Genomic DNA, 14,431 nt, shown 5'->3' on the forward strand with positions numbered 1-14,431 from the left:
GAATGTGCCAAAATAGGTCGGTTTTATCCATTTGGCACATTGCAGGTGTTGCATCAAGATTGATGAAACTTAGGCAGAAGTTGGGATTTCTGCCTAAATTGTTGTATTTATTGGCATTGTCGTAGCATTTTATGATAATGCACCACCCCGACCCGTATTTGGGTTAGACTACAAGGCAAATGTAATGGCACTAATCGTACAAAAATACGGCGGCACTTCGATGGGTAACATCAGCCGCATTAAAAATGTCGCTCAGCGCGTCAAGCGTTGGCACGACAATGGTCATCAAGTCGTCGTTGTCGTCTCGGCAATGAGTGGCGAAACCAACCGACTGATTGGTTTGGCTCGTGAAATTACCACCGAACCAAGTGGCCGTGAATATGATCAAATGGTCTGCACAGGTGAACAGGTTTCGATTTCTCTACTATCAATGGCGCTACAGTCAATCGGTGTACAAGCCAAATCAATGACTGGCGGTCAAGTTGCCATTCGCACCGATGAGACACACACCAAAGCCCGTATTCAAAGTATCGATACTGATGCCATCATGAATGAGCTAAACGCAGGTCGTGTCGTGGTCGTTGCAGGCTTTCAGGGTATCAACGAGCATGGCGATGTCACCACACTAGGTCGTGGTGGTTCAGACACTACAGGCGTTGCCCTAGCTGCCGCCCTAAAAGCTGACGAATGTCAAATCTACACTGATGTCGATGGCGTCTATACCACTGACCCACGAGTCACATCAAAAGCCAAAAAACTCTCAAAAATCACCTTTGAAGAGATGATTGAGATGGCAAGTCTAGGCTCAAAAGTCCTACAAATCCGCTCTGTCGAATTTGCAGGCAAATACCATGTGCCACTGCGTGTATTATCAAGCTTTGATGACAATGCAGATGGTGTATATGATGATAACTTTAAACAAAATGTAGGCACACTTATCACGATTGATGAAGGAGACGATATGGAACGTGCAGTAATTTCTGGCATTGCATTCAACCGAGACGAAGCAAAAATCGTGGTACGCGGCGTGCCTGACCGTCCGGGTATCGCATCAGCCATCCTAAGCCCAGTCAGTGCTGCCAATATCGAAATCGATATGATTATCCAAAATGCGTCACAAGAAGGCTATACTGATTTTAGCTTTACTGTACAGCGTGGCGACTTTGATAAGACTCTAAAAATCCTAAACGAGCGTGTCAAAGACGAAATCGGCGCAACCGAAGTCTTTGGTGCAAACGATGTGGTCAAAGTCTCAATCGTCGGTGTCGGTATGCGTTCACACGCAGGTGTGGCAAGCAAAATGTTTGACACTCTAGCAAGCAACAACATCAACCTACAAATGATCTCAACCAGTGAAATCAAAGTGTCTGTACTTATCCAAGAACAGCACCTCGAAAAAGCGGTCAAAGAGCTACACACCGCCTTTGGTCTGGATCGTGAAGACGGCGAAAGTAAAGTAGCTGGTCTATAAGTAGCCATCAATGTAACTGTTGATTGAGTTTTTCAAAGATTTCGTTAAACAAAATACAACGAAATCGGCAGAAAAATTACTGACAATGTGCCTAATGCAGATTATAATATCTCATTAGGCATTTTTGTGGGCAAAATTTAGACAGTCCATTCACCAATCAACTTGATTGATAAAACGGATATCATGGCTAACAATAACGATTGAGTTGATGAGTTTTTAAGGAGTTTATCATGCTAATCCTAACCCGCCGTGTCGGCGAAACCCTAATGATTGGCGACGAAGTCAGCGTCACCGTGCTTGGCGTCAAAGGCAACCAAGTTCGCCTAGGTGTCAATGCCCCAAAAGACATCGCCGTACACCGTGAAGAAATCTACCAACGCATTCAGCACGAACGCTCAATGCAAATGCACATGAGCCACTTAGAACAAGGCGGTAACTTTGCACCACCATCGTTTGATGATGACGACTACTTTAACCGCTAATGGGTGATGTATGAGCACAACAGACATTTCTCGCCTACTAGCAGGCATCGCCAATCAAAGCCTAAAATTCGCTGATGTGATTGCTTTTATCGAAGCCAATTATCACTACACGCCAGTTGAATTTAGCAATGGCGAAGTGGTCAATCCAGCAGGCACAAACGAAGGCAGTGCCAAAGTATTTAGCCTAGCTAAGCTACACGGTCTGAATCAAATCGACACCCTATCGCTATTTGCTGAGCATTATCAATCAGTGCTCGCCACGCCAGATGGCGATGACCATGCCAATATCCGCAACTTTATGCACTATGGCTGGCACGGTTTTGGCATGCCGACACTGGCACTAAAGTCAAAAGCTTAATTTGATTTATCCGCCCGAATACTTGAAAGTAGCCAAAACACTTGTCAAGTGATTTTATTTCGTGTATAATTCGGGCTTTAATTTTTTCTGCTACTTCTTGATTGTCGTCGCCTTTAACGGTAAGCAAAGAGTGGCCTAACCATAAAAAGTCACACTTTATTTGTGCCGTGTCCATACCACAAATAAATAAGCACCAAAGCTGTGACTGGCACACCTGATACCGCTCAATATCCGTGCCGCTAAGATTAGGAGTTCACCATGTCTCGAGTCTGTCAAGTGACTGGAAAACGCCCACAAGTGGGTAACAATGTATCACACGCGAACAACAAAACTCGCCGTCGTTTCCTTCCAAACCTACACAACCATCGTTTTTGGGTAGAGTCTGAGAACCGTTTTGTTCGTCTACGCGTTTCATCTAAAGGTATGCGTATCATTGATAAGCATGGCATCGACAAAGTGCTTGCTGACCTACGCGCCCAAGGTCAAAAAATCTAATTTGACCCCACATACCATTAGTTAAAGGATACGATCATGAGAGATAAAATTAAACTAGTTTCTACTGCTGGTACTGGTTATTTCTACACTACCACCAAGAACAAGCGTACCATGCCTGGCAAAATGGAAATCAAAAAATTTGATCCAAAAGTTCGCCAACACGTTCTATTCAAAGAAGCAAAAATCAAATAATTTGCTACTTGAACGCACAATGCCCGTTGAGATTTCAATGGGCATTTTTTTGTATCATTGGTAGCTATTTACCTGAACACTTGGCAACATTTTTAGTAAAAATTAATTAAAATCAAATAGTTGCCTAATATGCCCCTTGACATTATTCAGGCTAGGCACTTGAAAAATTCGCTCATTTTGCTATAATAAGCAGACTGAAGTACTCGCCAGTGAAGCGTATTCCTGAGCCGATAATCTTATTTTAGGATTTGGGTTCAATGTTTCTGTTGTGCAGGCCTGCATCCTTGTGATGAATCAGGAAGCCGTAATGAGCATTACTCTTATCCGCCTTGAACTTCACGGTTCATGGTCACCCCTTTGCAGCGGTACTTTGGTTTTTTATGTGTATTGCTTTTTGGCTATAAATTTTTGATGATTTTCAAAAAAATTTTGCAAAAAGTATTGACAGGTCAAAATAACCTGCTATAATACGCACCATCTTAAGCAAACAGCGAAAGATACCGACATTCCCCAATAGCTCAGTCGGTAGAGCATCGGACTGTTAATCCGTGTGTCCCTGGTTCGAGCCCAGGTTGGGGAGCCATATTCAAGAAAGCCTTTCTTATGTAGAAAGGCTTTTTTATTTGTCTTTTTTACACCACCCCACTTCCTTCTCTTGTTATTTGATATCACATATCAAAATATCCATCATTTAATGTTATAGATTTGCAAATTATGTATAATTATATTATACTATTTCTATAAAGCAAACGGATCCGTCTTAATGAATAGCTTCATGATGTAGTTGTTTGGCAAAGCTTGACCAATCAGATACATCACACAATCAAGAGGATGAAGATTATGTCGCTATCCACCAGTCTAAAAGAACGCACTTTCGGTATTGTCGCTTTGATTATTGTGGCGCTTGCAGCTACCTACTGCATTTCACAGCTGACCATTTCGGTCGGCGGTGGTGTCAGCATGAAAATGGCGACAGACGGACAATACTATCTGTATCATGACGGCGAATATGTCGCCAACACTCAAGGATTTCACGGTCATGATGACCATCTACTCGCCTATAACAGCCTAGTCTATGGTACGACAGGCGCAGGTACGCAGACAGCATATGTTGCCATCGATGCTTGTACGGGCAATAGCTTCATCACGGATAATGATGGTGATTTTGCAAGTCATTTAGATAGCTTACAAGTCCCTGCAAGCGATCGTGATTTTGCCAATGGTAAAGACGCCAAAGCACTAAAATCAGATGGCTTTGGTATCGAATGTGCCTAAGACTTAAGCTTAAGCTTTAGATTTAACGACAGTTGCGCAGTTAGTGATTGTTGATAACAAAGAACCGGTATATCATGGATATGCCGTTTCTTTGTTTTAATGATGATGGATGTGACATGGTTGTCTTGATATTACCCATTTTAATCAGTTTGTTCACCATGCTAGTGCTACGCAAAAGTAGTACGACCGCTGGCATCATTGGCGTGCTATCTACTGCCATATTAGCACTATGGCATGACGGCTTAACAATGAATACCACTATTATGACTCAATCACTGATTAATACGACGATTTTATCCCTGACGGCGTTTTGTGTGATTTTGCCCGGTCTGGCACTTGGCACGCTGCTTGACCGCTATCAGTACAATTCGAACATTCGTCACTTCTTGACAAACCTACCCATCAAGACGCACCACAAGGTACTGCTATTATTATTCGGACTGTTACCTGCGGTGGAATCTATCACAGGCTTTGGCATTTCGCTAATTTTGGCAATTCCTATTTTGCTTTCATTATTTCGTGCTGATGTTGCTGGTCGATTATCCATGCTTAGCATGAATACCATCTCATGGGGCACACTTGGATTATCGACACTTGTTGGCGCGAAGATTGCTGGCATAGATAGCGCAGTCTTGGGGATGACTACCGCTTATTTTATGCCGTTGATGTTATTGCTGTTTTGTTTGGTTGCACTTCGATTGCTTGGTCATGGATTACAGCTACAAGATATTATATTTGCCATTTTATTAATTTCATTATTTAGCATATCACTATATACCGCCAATCGCTTTGGCTTGGTGGAGTTAGCAGGGGTGATTGCAGGGCTTGTTAATTTCTTGGTATTTGCTGCTTATTTGTTATATCGTGCCAAACAAAATCCAATGCACAGTTTTATGAACTTTTTGGCAGTAATGACACCTTATCTGCTTGTGGTTGCTTTTGTCATCAGCATCAAAGCGTTGGCGAATCATTATCCTATACTGCTTGATATAAGCACCCTGCATGGTTATGGTGTGAATTTTGTCTTTTTTGCAAGTCCCTGCCTTGCCATCTTGATGACCATTGCGGTGATTGCCGTTCGCCATCAACATCATCGTGTGCAATTTCCCCTTGTCAAAGCACTCAAAGCTTGTGCTACTTTGTTTATTTTTATCCTACTTGCACAGCTGATGAATTTTGCAGGGTTTATCACACAGCTGATGGCAATGCTTGATGACATGGACAATATTTGGTTATTTATGCTGATGATGCCACTGTTTGCGATGCTGAGCGGTTTTGTAACAGGTTCGAACTTGGGTGGTAATGCACTGCTGATGGATATCAGTAGCAAGCTTGGTGATAGTCTTGGTCACGGTGTATTATTTTCTGCCATCCAAAATGCTGGTGCAGGCTTTGCGGTATTTGCATCCATGCCTATGATTATTCTTATCTGCACCATCGCCACCCAAAACAAACACGATGGCACATTGGACGAAAAAGCCCTACTCGCCTTTGGGCTAAAGCTACTTATCGGCGTGTATCTGATGATGGTGCTGACGCTTGTTGTGCTGATACGCTTTGCGTAGCCAATATCAAACCACAAGTTTTAACCAACCCAAAAAATTAGTGTACAAAAGTTCATAAAAACACTTGATTTTTTGGTCATAACAAGGCATAGTTATCTATTCATTCTCGCCCAATCGTGATGGTCTTGATTGGGTTATTTCACCAAGCAAAAGGTAGTTTTAACATGGCAGAAAAAATGGTAGTTGGTCTGGTTGGCTGGCGCGGTATGGTTGGTTCTGTACTGATGGCTCGTATGGTTGAAGAAGGGGACTTTGCACACATTACCCCAGTATTCTTCTCAACGAGTAACGCTGGTGGCAAAGCCCCTGATTTTGGCGTGGATGCAGGCACTCTAAAAGATGCCAACGACATCACCGAGCTTGCCAAATGCGACACCATTATCACCTGTCAAGGCGGTGACTACACCAAAGCGGTACACGGCAAACTGCGTGATAGCGGCTGGAATGGCTACTGGATTGATGCTGCAAGCTCACTGCGTATGGACGATGACGCCATCATCATCCTAGACCCTGTCAATCGTGATGTGATTGATGCCGCCCTAGCCAATGGCAAAAAAGACTTTATCGGTGGTAACTGCACCGTCAGCCTAATGCTGATGGCAATCGGTGAGCTATTCCGCCGTGGTTGGGTAGAATGGGTATCAGCGATGACTTATCAAGCCGCATCAGGCGCTGGCGCAAACAATATGCGTGAGCTAATCAGCGGTATGGGCGTACTGCGTGATTCGGTCGCTGACAAGCTTGCTGACCCTGCTTCTGCCATCCTTGAGATTGACAAGACCATCGCTGATACACAGCGTAGCGACAGCTTCCCAAAACAGCACTTCGGCGCAGTATTGGCAGGCAGTCTGATTCCTTATATCGACAGTCAGCTTGAAAATGGTCAATCTCGTGAAGAGTGGAAAGGTCAAGCCGAAACCAATAAAATCCTTGGCAAATCAGGCGACGAACTCATCAATATCGATGGTATCTGCGTGCGTATCGGTGCGATGCGTTGCCACAGCCAAGCTCTGACCATCAAGCTTACCCAAGACATCCCGCTAGAGCAAATCGAAGCGGCACTGCGTGAAAGCGACAACCCTTGGCTGGATGTCGTCGAAAATGACAAACCTGCAAGCATGGAGCGTCTAACGCCTGTGGCAGTAACAGGTACGCTAAATGTTGCCGTTGGTCGTCTGCGTAAGATGAACATGGGCGGTGAGTACCTGACTGCCTTTACCGTCGGTGACCAACTACTGTGGGGTGCTGCTGAGCCACTACGCCGTATGCTTGCCATCGTACAAGGTCGTATCTAAACCCTGATTGAGCGTTTTACCGCTATTTTGGCGTGTGCAAGAACCATTTATGTCCTAATCGTGGCATAAATGGTTTTTTTATTTAGCCAAGACACACCTTGTGGTGGGCGTGGCGGCTTTACCGATGATTTGATGTGCTTTTTTGGTGGCTTTGCTTTATAATACGCCTAAGCTTTTTTGAGTGATGATTCTTATGACCACACCCATTCATCTGATTTATGCAGGCGGTACTTTTGGCAGTCATGGTGCGCCGTTATCACCCCTGCCTGCCGATGTGTTTTTGCCGATTTTGACCGAGCGTTTAGCTGAGCAAAATTATCACATTTGTGTACTTGATAATGATGTCATCAAAGATTCCAGCACCTTGACACCGACAGAGTTTGTGCATTTTTATCGCATTATCCTTGATGCCTATGCTACTGGCGTGCGTCGATTTGTGCTATTGACAGGGACGGATACACTCAGTTTTTTGGCGGCATTTTTGGCACACGCTTTGGCGGATTTGCCTGATATTAGCCTTGTGATTACAGGTAGTATGCAGCCATTATTCATCCCCGAACTTGCCGATTATCAGATTAACAAAGACAGTGATGCGTGGACAAATCTTAGCGATGCACTTAGCGTAGCATCAAAGCACACGGGTGTCTATGTGCAGTTTTATCATAAGCGCCTAATTGCTCATAATACCCAAAAAGTCAACAGCCAAATCCATGATGCGTTTGATGGTGTGGTGGCAACTTTTGATAATGCCAATCATCATGCAGTACCAAGCACAGCGATTGAACATAAAATCAGCGCGCTTGCCAACTTACAAACCCGTGCAAGCACCACCCACATCCATGCCATCTACGCCCTGCCCAATACCACTGACACTTTGGCACAGTCCATCAGCCAAGCAGCCACCAATGCGTGTGCCATCATCCTAATCGGCTACGGTGCAGGCAATCTGCCATCATCGCCCGCCATCATCCACGCCATCGATGATGCCATCGCTCGTGGCGTGCGTATCATCTGCACGACGATGTGTCCATTTGGCGGTACGAACAGCAACTACGCAGCTGGCGCATGGCAGTATGAGCATGGCGTCTGGGCAGCAGGGACGCTAAGTATCGCAGGCATCTATGGGCAGGCACTGTGGCTTGGCCTAAATGACAAGCTGTCTGATACACACTGGACGATCACCCCATGACACAAGAGACCCAAACCGCCCAAAGCCGTGCGCAAGTCTATGCCGTTGGTATCGAGTTCATCGGGACGAACTATCGTGGCTGGCAACGCCAAATCGATGCCATCGGCGTCCAAGCCGTCATCGAAAATGCCCTATCCAAGATCGCCAACGAACCCATCGAGCTCATCGCCGCAGGTCGCACTGATGCTGGTGTCCATGCTGGCAATATGGTGGCGCATTTCACCACGCACGCGCACCGCCCTGTCTATAACTGGCTACGTGGTGTCAATAGTATGCTACCCGATGACATCGCCCTGCGTTGGATGGTGCCGATGCCGGATGATTTTCATGCTCGCTTTAGCGCCATCGCGCGTCGCTATCGCTACATCACACTCAATCAGCCCTATCGCCCTGCCATCTTGCGCCATCAGGTGACACATGAATATGCACCGCTTGATATCGATAAGATGATACAGGCAAGCAAGCTTTTGGTCGGTACGCATGATTTTACAAGTTTTCGTGCGGCGGCTTGTCAGTCCAATCAGCCTGTACGCACAGTCAGCCATGCCGAGCTGTTCACGCATGGGGCGTATCTCGTGCTTGACATCCAAGCCGATGGTTTTTTGCACCATATGGTGCGTAATATCATGGGCGCACTGTTTGCCATCGGTCGTGGTGAGATGGCGGTAGATGAGCTGCTACCCCTAATTCATGCCAAAGATCGCACGCTTGCCCCGCCGACCGCATCGGCTGATGGCTTGTATTTTATCAATGCCTATTATCCAGAGCATTTGCAATCCTTGTTGCCTGATATGCCATTGACACCACTTTGGCTAAATTTACCAAAATAAGGCTATATTTTCATGATGAAAAATAGTATAATAGCCCAAATTTTTTAACGATATTGATGAGATTATGGCAAAAAAAGACGACATCATCGAATTTGAAGGCGAAGTAATCGACACTTTGCCAAACACCCTATTCAAAGTCCGCCTAGATAACGGACACGAAATCATCGCCCACATCTCGGGCAAAATGCGTAAGCACTACATCCGCATCTTGACAGGTGATAAGGTCAAGGTTGAGATGACCCCTTATGATTTGAGCAAAGGTCGCATCACTTATCGTGGTAAATAATCCGCCAAGTTGATGACTTAGCTTTATTTAAATCTTAAAAGATCCGAACGCTGGTTTGGGTCTTTTTTTATTGTATGGTATGTATTGTATGCTTTTTGCGCAGTGATTGATTGTCATTTTATAGATTTGTTATGATATCAGTTCATCTAAGCAATATCATAACATCAATGAACACACCCTTAACCATCCTAATTCACGGACTGCATCTAAATCCGTGGTATATGAAACCACTTGCCAAGAGACTGGAAAATCACGGCTTATCAACCTATTGCTATGGCTACAAAAGCCTAAATCACCTCATCGCCAAGCACAGTCAAGGACTGCACGAGTATCTGCTGACGCATCATGATCCTGCCAAGCCCATCAATCTGGTCGGACATAGCTTAGGTGGCCTTGTGATACGGCATTTTTTGGTACATTATCCGATGTGGCAAGTGCATCGCTGTGTCACGCTTGGCACACCACATCAGGGCAGTCAGACGGCACACTTTGCGCATAAATATCTGCCACCACTGATTAAGCAGTCCTACACGGGTGCGCTCGATGGCACTTGTCCACTACCGCCGAGTGATGTTGAGATTGGTGTCATCGCAGGACATCGACCCGTTGGTCTTGGCGTGCCATTGCTTGCGCTGTACAGCTACCAACGCAGGCATGATAGGCTTGATAGACGACACGACGGCACAGTGCTACTGTCCGAAACCACCCTTGACCATGCGACGGATTATTTGGTTTTGCCCGTTAGTCATTCAGGACTGCTGACTGATAAGACGGTGGCGATGCAGACGCTACATTTTTTGCAACATGGTCAATTTAATCATGCTTAATCATTGCTATCATTAAGATAAAACCGACCAGATGGTTTGTAATCGTCTATTCTTGACCAATTTTCCAAAGCTTACTTCTCAACTTGTCATATCAAATCACATTTGATACAATGACAATTAAGCCCAGCACTACTCCCACGGGGTGACCACGGTCACCCAAGAGGTGGGGAAGCGTGTTGGGCTTTTTTATTCTTGATAAGTGGTTATGGCGAAATCAATCAGGATGTTTAATTGCGACACCAATGTTTCTTAACAAGCCAATTACCTGTGCCATAATCATCTCGCATAATTACTTCACAAGTAGTTCCTTCACCCGAAATTTCAGAATAATATACAACATTGAACTCAATTTGATTATTTGCAGGCTTTTTAAATCCACCCATGCTTTGAGCGGTCATGCAGCGATCTTTCGGGTGATGATTAACTTTACTTAAAACCCCATTTGTAAATATGGTATAAGCGTCTGCAGCTTGAATTCGACCAAAGTTTAAATTATCGGCTTTTGAGCAACTAGCCATCAACATCATTTCACCGATATTTTCTTTGGCTTCATCCAAAGTTTTATCAATATGAGCAACGCCTGTACGAATCAATGAAGCATCAACAATTTTTTGAATTTGATCATCTGTCGCATCAGCAAATGGCGATGAATTTACAGTTTTCGCAGTGCCACTAGTGGCAGTTCCCACAGTTCCCAAAACCTGAGTTACCTTACCCAATCCTTTGTTTAGCTTATCCAAGAAATTGGCTTGGCTTACCGATGGTAGAGCAATCACTGCAGATAACGCCGTTACAGTAGCTACCTTTGACAATCTTACTTTATTCAAATCAATTCTCCATATTAACACAAGAAATAGATAAGTTGATATTACCATGAAGATTGGGATATTTTCAATAATTTTTTTGCGATTATAAATACATTGATTAAAAAACATACATCAATTAAAATCAAGACTTAGCAAATAACTCATTCATCCACTGACCAATCGCCTTAATCTGCGCCAGACACACCTGATGCGCCATTGGATAAGTTGATAGCGTCGGGGATAGTCCAAGCACTTCTAGCGATGCTTTGGCTCGTGCACCAAGTACAGGCGGGACGATGTCATCAAAATCACCATGATCGATTTTGACGGCGATGTCTTGGTTGATACCGACGCTTGAGATTTCATTACTGGTGGCAAAATAAGTCGATAAAGCAAGCAATCCGCCAAGCTTGCGAGTATTGGTCAAGACAGTGTGATACGCCACCGCCCCACCTTGCGAAAAGCCTGCGATGATGATGTTTTGGCTATCGATGCCTGCGCTGATTTGCTCATCAATCAGCACATTGATGGCATCTGCCGATGCAGCGATTTGGGCGACATCCACCTTGCGATCGAGTGTCATCTCAAGGATGTCATACCACGCCGGCATGATATAGCCACCATTAATCGTCACAGGAATCTGTGGTGCGTGCGGAAAAATAAATCGCACACCCACATCACCTGACAAGCCAAGCTCGGGGACAATCGGCTCAAAATCATGACCACTTGCCCCCAAGCCGTGCAGCCAAATCACCGCATGAGTGATGGGTAAGTTATTTGGGTTGTGCTCGACAATGATACTTTTTAGCATAAATCATTCCTAAAATCAGTAATACCGCCAATCTTACGCTCAATGTACCAAAATTGCAAGTCGATCACGCTTGCCAAGTCGCCACCAAACCGCTTATACTAATCACTCTAATAACAAGGCATCCGCATGATAGCACGCACAGACAGCACGCAGACTTATCAAGTAATGATTGGGATACTCATTGCCATCGCCTTTATGGTGTGTGCAGTGGTGGTCAGCCATCATCGGGGTGGATTTGATGCATCGCACGCCCATCATCATAACAGTCACGGCAGTCATCACGCCCACCACAGCCAGCAGGATTTGGCAAATATGCACGCATCGGATATACACCAAACTGACGCCATCAAAGGCTATTGGTGGTCGCCACTCGTGCATATGGCGACCTGTGCACACTAAGCTCATCTCCATCACCGACCATCACGGTGCGACTTTTGTAAAATATCGTAACCCATCATCCATCTGCGACGGCATTTTTCGTATAATAATCCCATTTTAATCATTTTCCAAAATCAAATTCAACAAAAGGTGAAACTATGCAGTGGCGTGGTCGCAGACAAAGTAGTAATATCGAAGACAGACGCGGTGGCGGTGCCAAAAAAGCAGGCGGTATCAGTATCGTCGGTCTGATTATTGCGCTGATTTTATGGCAAGTATTTGGCATCAGCCCCGAGACCACGCTAGGCGTCACGCAACAAATCCAAAATGCCAACACGCCTGCTACCGCCCCTGCTACCGAAACGGCGGATATGGCAGAATCTCGTGAATTTGTGGCAACAGTACTTGCTGATACCGAAGAAGTCTGGACGCCGATTTTTAATCAGCTTGGCAAGACTTATCAAGCGCCGACCCTTGTGTTATTTAGCGGTGCGGTGCAATCTGCGTGCGGTTCAGCGACTTCTGCTAGCGGGCCATTTTATTGCCCTGCTGACCAAAAGGTGTATTTGGACACGGGATTTTTTCGTGATATGCGCACCCAAATGGACATCGGCGGCGAACAAAACAACACCGAACTGACTCGCAATGACCAAGCAGGCGACTTCGCCCAAGCCTATGTCATCGCCCACGAAGTCGGTCATCATGTGCAGACGCTACTCGGCATCTCAAGCCAAGTCCGTCAAGCACAGGCACAGGCAAGCACGGCTGCCGCCAATAACCTATCTGTCCGCCAAGAGCTACAAGCCGACTGCTTTGCTGGGCTATGGGCACGCCACAATCACGAACGCACGCAGTTCTTGCAACAAGGCGACATCGAAGAAGCGCTGGATGCCGCCGAAAAAATCGGTGATGACTACCTACAACACAAAGCACAAGGTCATGCCGTCCCTGACAGCTTTACGCATGGCACGAGTGCGCAGCGTAAGCAGTGGTTCTATCGTGGCTTTGAAACTGGTGATATTAAGCAATGCGATACCTTTGCCACACGCAATATTTGATGGTAATTTGCTAAAAAATTGGGGTACAATGGCGTATCCCAATTTTTTTTATTTTGATTTGTATGATTAAGGATATGCCATGACTTTGCCAAATGAACTTATTGACCTGCTCACCCAATACCTAAGCGAGCGTACCACACAGCCCATTAGCATCGATGCTGATGTGCTCGCCTATCGCTGGGTGGGCGGTCTGCATGGCAAGCTTGTGCCGATTGATGTCAGCTTCGGTGGGGATTTGGCGGATTTGCTTGGTATTGACACCCAAAAAGACAAGCTCATCGCCAATACCGAGCAGTTCTTGGCTCGCCTGCCTGCCAACCATGTGCTGATGACAGGCACTCGTGGCGCAGGCAAGTCATCGCTGATTCGCGCCCTGCTCAAAGCCTATCACCACAAGGGCTTACGCATCATCGAAGTGGCTCGTGATGATTTATTACATCTTGATAAAATTCGCCAAGCCATCAAAACTGCCGCCAAAAGTGGCAATCCCAATCGCTACATCATCTACTGTGATGATTTGGCATTCAACGCCCAAGATGAAAATTACCGCACCCTAAAAAGCGTGCTCGATGGCGCACTTGACAGCGAACAAAATAACCTGCTCGTCTATGCCACCAGTAACCGCCGCCATCTACTGCCACAGCTGATGAAAGACAATGTCAGCATCTATAATGGTCAGACCGATGAAGTCAATCCCTATGAGACCATCGATGAGACGGTATCGCTATCAGACCGCTTTGGGATTTGGCTGTCGTTTTATCCGATGAATCAAGCGCTGTATCTGGACATCGTCAAGCACCTACTTGCCAAGCATGGCATCAGCTATGATGATATCACCGAAGCCGAAGCACTCAAATGGGCAAGCACTCGGGGCGGTCGCTCGGGGCGTGTGGCGTATCAATTTAGCCAACATTGGGCAGGGATGATTAGGCTGAATCAATCACCCCATTAATAAAGACAGCTATGTCGCCGTGCCTTATTGGAAAGATGGCAAACTGATGAGAAATTGGTAAAAAACCGCCACTGAATGACAGTAGCGGTTTGGCTGTGATGATGGGAATTAATCCACTTTTTGTAGCATCTTTTTCAAAATCGGTGAAATCAGCAAGAATA

17 protein-coding genes, 1 tRNA gene, 1 other RNA gene and 1 pseudogene are annotated in these 14,431 nt (G+C 45.5%); 17 read left to right on the forward strand and 3 right to left on the reverse strand.

Translation table 11 applies throughout. The features are described 5' to 3' along the window. The first annotated feature begins 184 nt into the window (after positions 1 to 184). The 14 genes and pseudogenes from Q0N89_RS05055 to Q0N89_RS05120 all read left to right on the forward strand — a co-directional run bounded on the left by Q0N89_RS05055 (position 185) and on the right by Q0N89_RS05120 (position 10,265). A complete protein-coding gene (locus Q0N89_RS05055; protein ID WP_078253125.1) occupies positions 185 to 1,471 on the forward strand; it encodes an aspartate kinase in 1,287 nt (428 codons plus the stop codon). 230 nt (positions 1,472 to 1,701) lie between these two features. Next, positions 1,702 to 1,869 (forward strand): annotated as a pseudogene (gene csrA / locus Q0N89_RS05060) (carbon storage regulator CsrA); the annotation flags it as partial. Positions 1,870 to 1,963: 94 nt separating this feature from the next. After that, positions 1,964 to 2,311, forward strand: coding sequence for a HopJ type III effector protein (locus Q0N89_RS05065; protein ID WP_294034046.1), 348 nt, complete (start codon positions 1,964 to 1,966; stop codon positions 2,309 to 2,311). Positions 2,312 to 2,569: 258 nt separating this feature from the next. Continuing rightward, the gene (rpmB, locus tag Q0N89_RS05070; RefSeq protein ID WP_076554403.1) at positions 2,570 to 2,806 is read left to right on the forward strand and encodes a 50S ribosomal protein L28; all 237 of its coding nucleotides are present in this window, start codon (positions 2,570 to 2,572) and stop codon (positions 2,804 to 2,806) included. Positions 2,807 to 2,842: 36 nt separating this feature from the next. Beyond that, entirely contained in the window at positions 2,843 to 2,998 is a 156-nt protein-coding gene (gene rpmG / locus Q0N89_RS05075) for a 50S ribosomal protein L33 (protein WP_078253122.1), read from the forward strand. A 188-nt stretch (positions 2,999 to 3,186) separates the two neighbouring features. Next, positions 3,187 to 3,379, forward strand: a non-coding RNA gene (gene ssrS, locus Q0N89_RS05080) — 6S RNA. 126 nt (positions 3,380 to 3,505) lie between these two features. Beyond that, a tRNA-Asn gene (locus Q0N89_RS05085) sits at positions 3,506 to 3,581 on the forward strand. Between the two features lie 257 nt (positions 3,582 to 3,838). Further along, positions 3,839 to 4,273: a hypothetical protein gene (locus tag Q0N89_RS05090; RefSeq protein WP_294034052.1), complete on the forward strand. Its 435-nt coding sequence runs from the start codon at positions 3,839 to 3,841 to the stop codon at positions 4,271 to 4,273. A gap of 116 nt (positions 4,274 to 4,389) precedes the next feature. Then, positions 4,390 to 5,838 (forward strand): L-lactate permease, encoded by a 1,449-nt coding sequence (locus Q0N89_RS05095; protein ID WP_294034053.1) that lies wholly within the window; start codon positions 4,390 to 4,392, stop codon positions 5,836 to 5,838. A gap of 176 nt (positions 5,839 to 6,014) precedes the next feature. Then, positions 6,015 to 7,133, forward strand: a complete 1,119-nt coding sequence (gene asd, locus Q0N89_RS05100; RefSeq protein WP_294034076.1) for an aspartate-semialdehyde dehydrogenase — start codon at positions 6,015 to 6,017, stop codon at positions 7,131 to 7,133. Between the two features lie 193 nt (positions 7,134 to 7,326). After that, on the forward strand, positions 7,327 to 8,322 hold the full coding sequence (locus Q0N89_RS05105) for an asparaginase domain-containing protein (RefSeq protein ID WP_294034054.1): 996 nt from the start codon (positions 7,327 to 7,329) through the stop codon (positions 8,320 to 8,322). Further along, entirely contained in the window at positions 8,319 to 9,152 is an 834-nt protein-coding gene (gene truA, locus Q0N89_RS05110) for a tRNA pseudouridine(38-40) synthase TruA (RefSeq protein ID WP_294034055.1), read from the forward strand. The genes Q0N89_RS05105 and truA overlap by 4 nt, the downstream gene beginning before the upstream one ends. Before the next feature lie 64 nt (positions 9,153 to 9,216). Beyond that, the gene (gene infA, locus Q0N89_RS05115) at positions 9,217 to 9,438 is read left to right on the forward strand and encodes a translation initiation factor IF-1 (protein ID WP_029102801.1); all 222 of its coding nucleotides are present in this window, start codon (positions 9,217 to 9,219) and stop codon (positions 9,436 to 9,438) included. A 167-nt stretch (positions 9,439 to 9,605) separates the two neighbouring features. Then, positions 9,606 to 10,265 carry a hypothetical protein gene (locus Q0N89_RS05120; protein WP_294034062.1) on the forward strand — a complete coding sequence of 220 codons (660 nt, stop codon included), beginning with the start codon at positions 9,606 to 9,608 and terminating at the stop codon, positions 10,263 to 10,265. A 227-nt stretch (positions 10,266 to 10,492) separates the two neighbouring features. Here the strand turns inward: Q0N89_RS05120 and Q0N89_RS05125 are convergent, their stop codons facing one another. Further along, positions 10,493 to 11,092 (reverse strand): hypothetical protein, encoded by a 600-nt coding sequence (locus tag Q0N89_RS05125; protein WP_294034064.1) that lies wholly within the window; start codon positions 11,090 to 11,092, stop codon positions 10,493 to 10,495. 121 nt (positions 11,093 to 11,213) lie between these two features. Further along, positions 11,214 to 11,882, reverse strand: a complete 669-nt coding sequence (locus tag Q0N89_RS05130; RefSeq protein ID WP_294034066.1) for a carboxylesterase — start codon at positions 11,880 to 11,882, stop codon at positions 11,214 to 11,216. Between the two features lie 126 nt (positions 11,883 to 12,008). On the opposite strand from Q0N89_RS05130, the gene Q0N89_RS05135 reads away from it, so the two are divergent. The 3 genes from Q0N89_RS05135 to Q0N89_RS05145 all read left to right on the forward strand — a co-directional run bounded on the left by Q0N89_RS05135 (position 12,009) and on the right by Q0N89_RS05145 (position 14,270). After that, entirely contained in the window at positions 12,009 to 12,281 is a 273-nt protein-coding gene (locus Q0N89_RS05135) for a hypothetical protein (protein ID WP_294034068.1), read from the forward strand. Positions 12,282 to 12,418: 137 nt separating this feature from the next. Then, positions 12,419 to 13,318, forward strand: a complete 900-nt coding sequence (locus Q0N89_RS05140; protein ID WP_294034070.1) for a neutral zinc metallopeptidase — start codon at positions 12,419 to 12,421, stop codon at positions 13,316 to 13,318. A gap of 79 nt (positions 13,319 to 13,397) precedes the next feature. Beyond that, positions 13,398 to 14,270: an ATP-binding protein gene (locus tag Q0N89_RS05145; RefSeq protein WP_294034072.1), complete on the forward strand. Its 873-nt coding sequence runs from the start codon at positions 13,398 to 13,400 to the stop codon at positions 14,268 to 14,270. On the opposite strand, the gene Q0N89_RS05150 is transcribed toward Q0N89_RS05145, so the two are convergent. Then, a partial coding sequence (locus tag Q0N89_RS05150; protein ID WP_294034074.1) for a hypothetical protein occupies positions 14,245 to 14,431 on the reverse strand: 187 nt, incomplete at its 5' end. The two genes, Q0N89_RS05145 and Q0N89_RS05150, sit on opposite strands and share 26 nt — an antisense overlap.

Source organism: uncultured Moraxella sp., from assembly GCF_945873075.1.
In the GTDB taxonomy this organism is placed as follows: Bacteria; Pseudomonadota; Gammaproteobacteria; order Pseudomonadales; family Moraxellaceae; genus Moraxella.

Excerpts from the sequence above, each read along its gene's own strand:
- infA (WP_029102801.1), top strand. The coding sequence starts at position 9,217 with ATGGCAAAAAAAGACGACATCATCGAATTTGAAGGCGAAGTAATCGAC.
- Q0N89_RS05130 (WP_294034066.1), bottom strand. The coding sequence starts at position 11,882 with ATGCTAAAAAGTATCATTGTCGAGCACAACCCAAATAACTTACCCATC.
- rpmG (WP_078253122.1), top strand. The coding sequence starts at position 2,843 with ATGAGAGATAAAATTAAACTAGTTTCTACTGCTGGTACTGGTTATTTC.
- asd (WP_294034076.1), top strand. The coding sequence starts at position 6,015 with ATGGTAGTTGGTCTGGTTGGCTGGCGCGGTATGGTTGGTTCTGTACTG.
- Q0N89_RS05120 (WP_294034062.1), top strand. The coding sequence starts at position 9,606 with ATGAACACACCCTTAACCATCCTAATTCACGGACTGCATCTAAATCCG.
- Q0N89_RS05055 (WP_078253125.1), top strand. The coding sequence starts at position 185 with ATGGCACTAATCGTACAAAAATACGGCGGCACTTCGATGGGTAACATC.
- rpmB (WP_076554403.1), top strand. The coding sequence starts at position 2,570 with ATGTCTCGAGTCTGTCAAGTGACTGGAAAACGCCCACAAGTGGGTAAC.
- Q0N89_RS05095 (WP_294034053.1), top strand. The coding sequence starts at position 4,390 with ATGGTTGTCTTGATATTACCCATTTTAATCAGTTTGTTCACCATGCTA.
- Q0N89_RS05065 (WP_294034046.1), top strand. The coding sequence starts at position 1,964 with ATGAGCACAACAGACATTTCTCGCCTACTAGCAGGCATCGCCAATCAA.
- Q0N89_RS05105 (WP_294034054.1), top strand. The coding sequence starts at position 7,327 with ATGACCACACCCATTCATCTGATTTATGCAGGCGGTACTTTTGGCAGT.
- Q0N89_RS05090 (WP_294034052.1), top strand. The coding sequence starts at position 3,839 with ATGTCGCTATCCACCAGTCTAAAAGAACGCACTTTCGGTATTGTCGCT.
- Q0N89_RS05140 (WP_294034070.1), top strand. The coding sequence starts at position 12,419 with ATGCAGTGGCGTGGTCGCAGACAAAGTAGTAATATCGAAGACAGACGC.
- Q0N89_RS05135 (WP_294034068.1), top strand. The coding sequence starts at position 12,009 with ATGATAGCACGCACAGACAGCACGCAGACTTATCAAGTAATGATTGGG.
- Q0N89_RS05145 (WP_294034072.1), top strand. The coding sequence starts at position 13,398 with ATGACTTTGCCAAATGAACTTATTGACCTGCTCACCCAATACCTAAGC.
- truA (WP_294034055.1), top strand. The coding sequence starts at position 8,319 with ATGACACAAGAGACCCAAACCGCCCAAAGCCGTGCGCAAGTCTATGCC.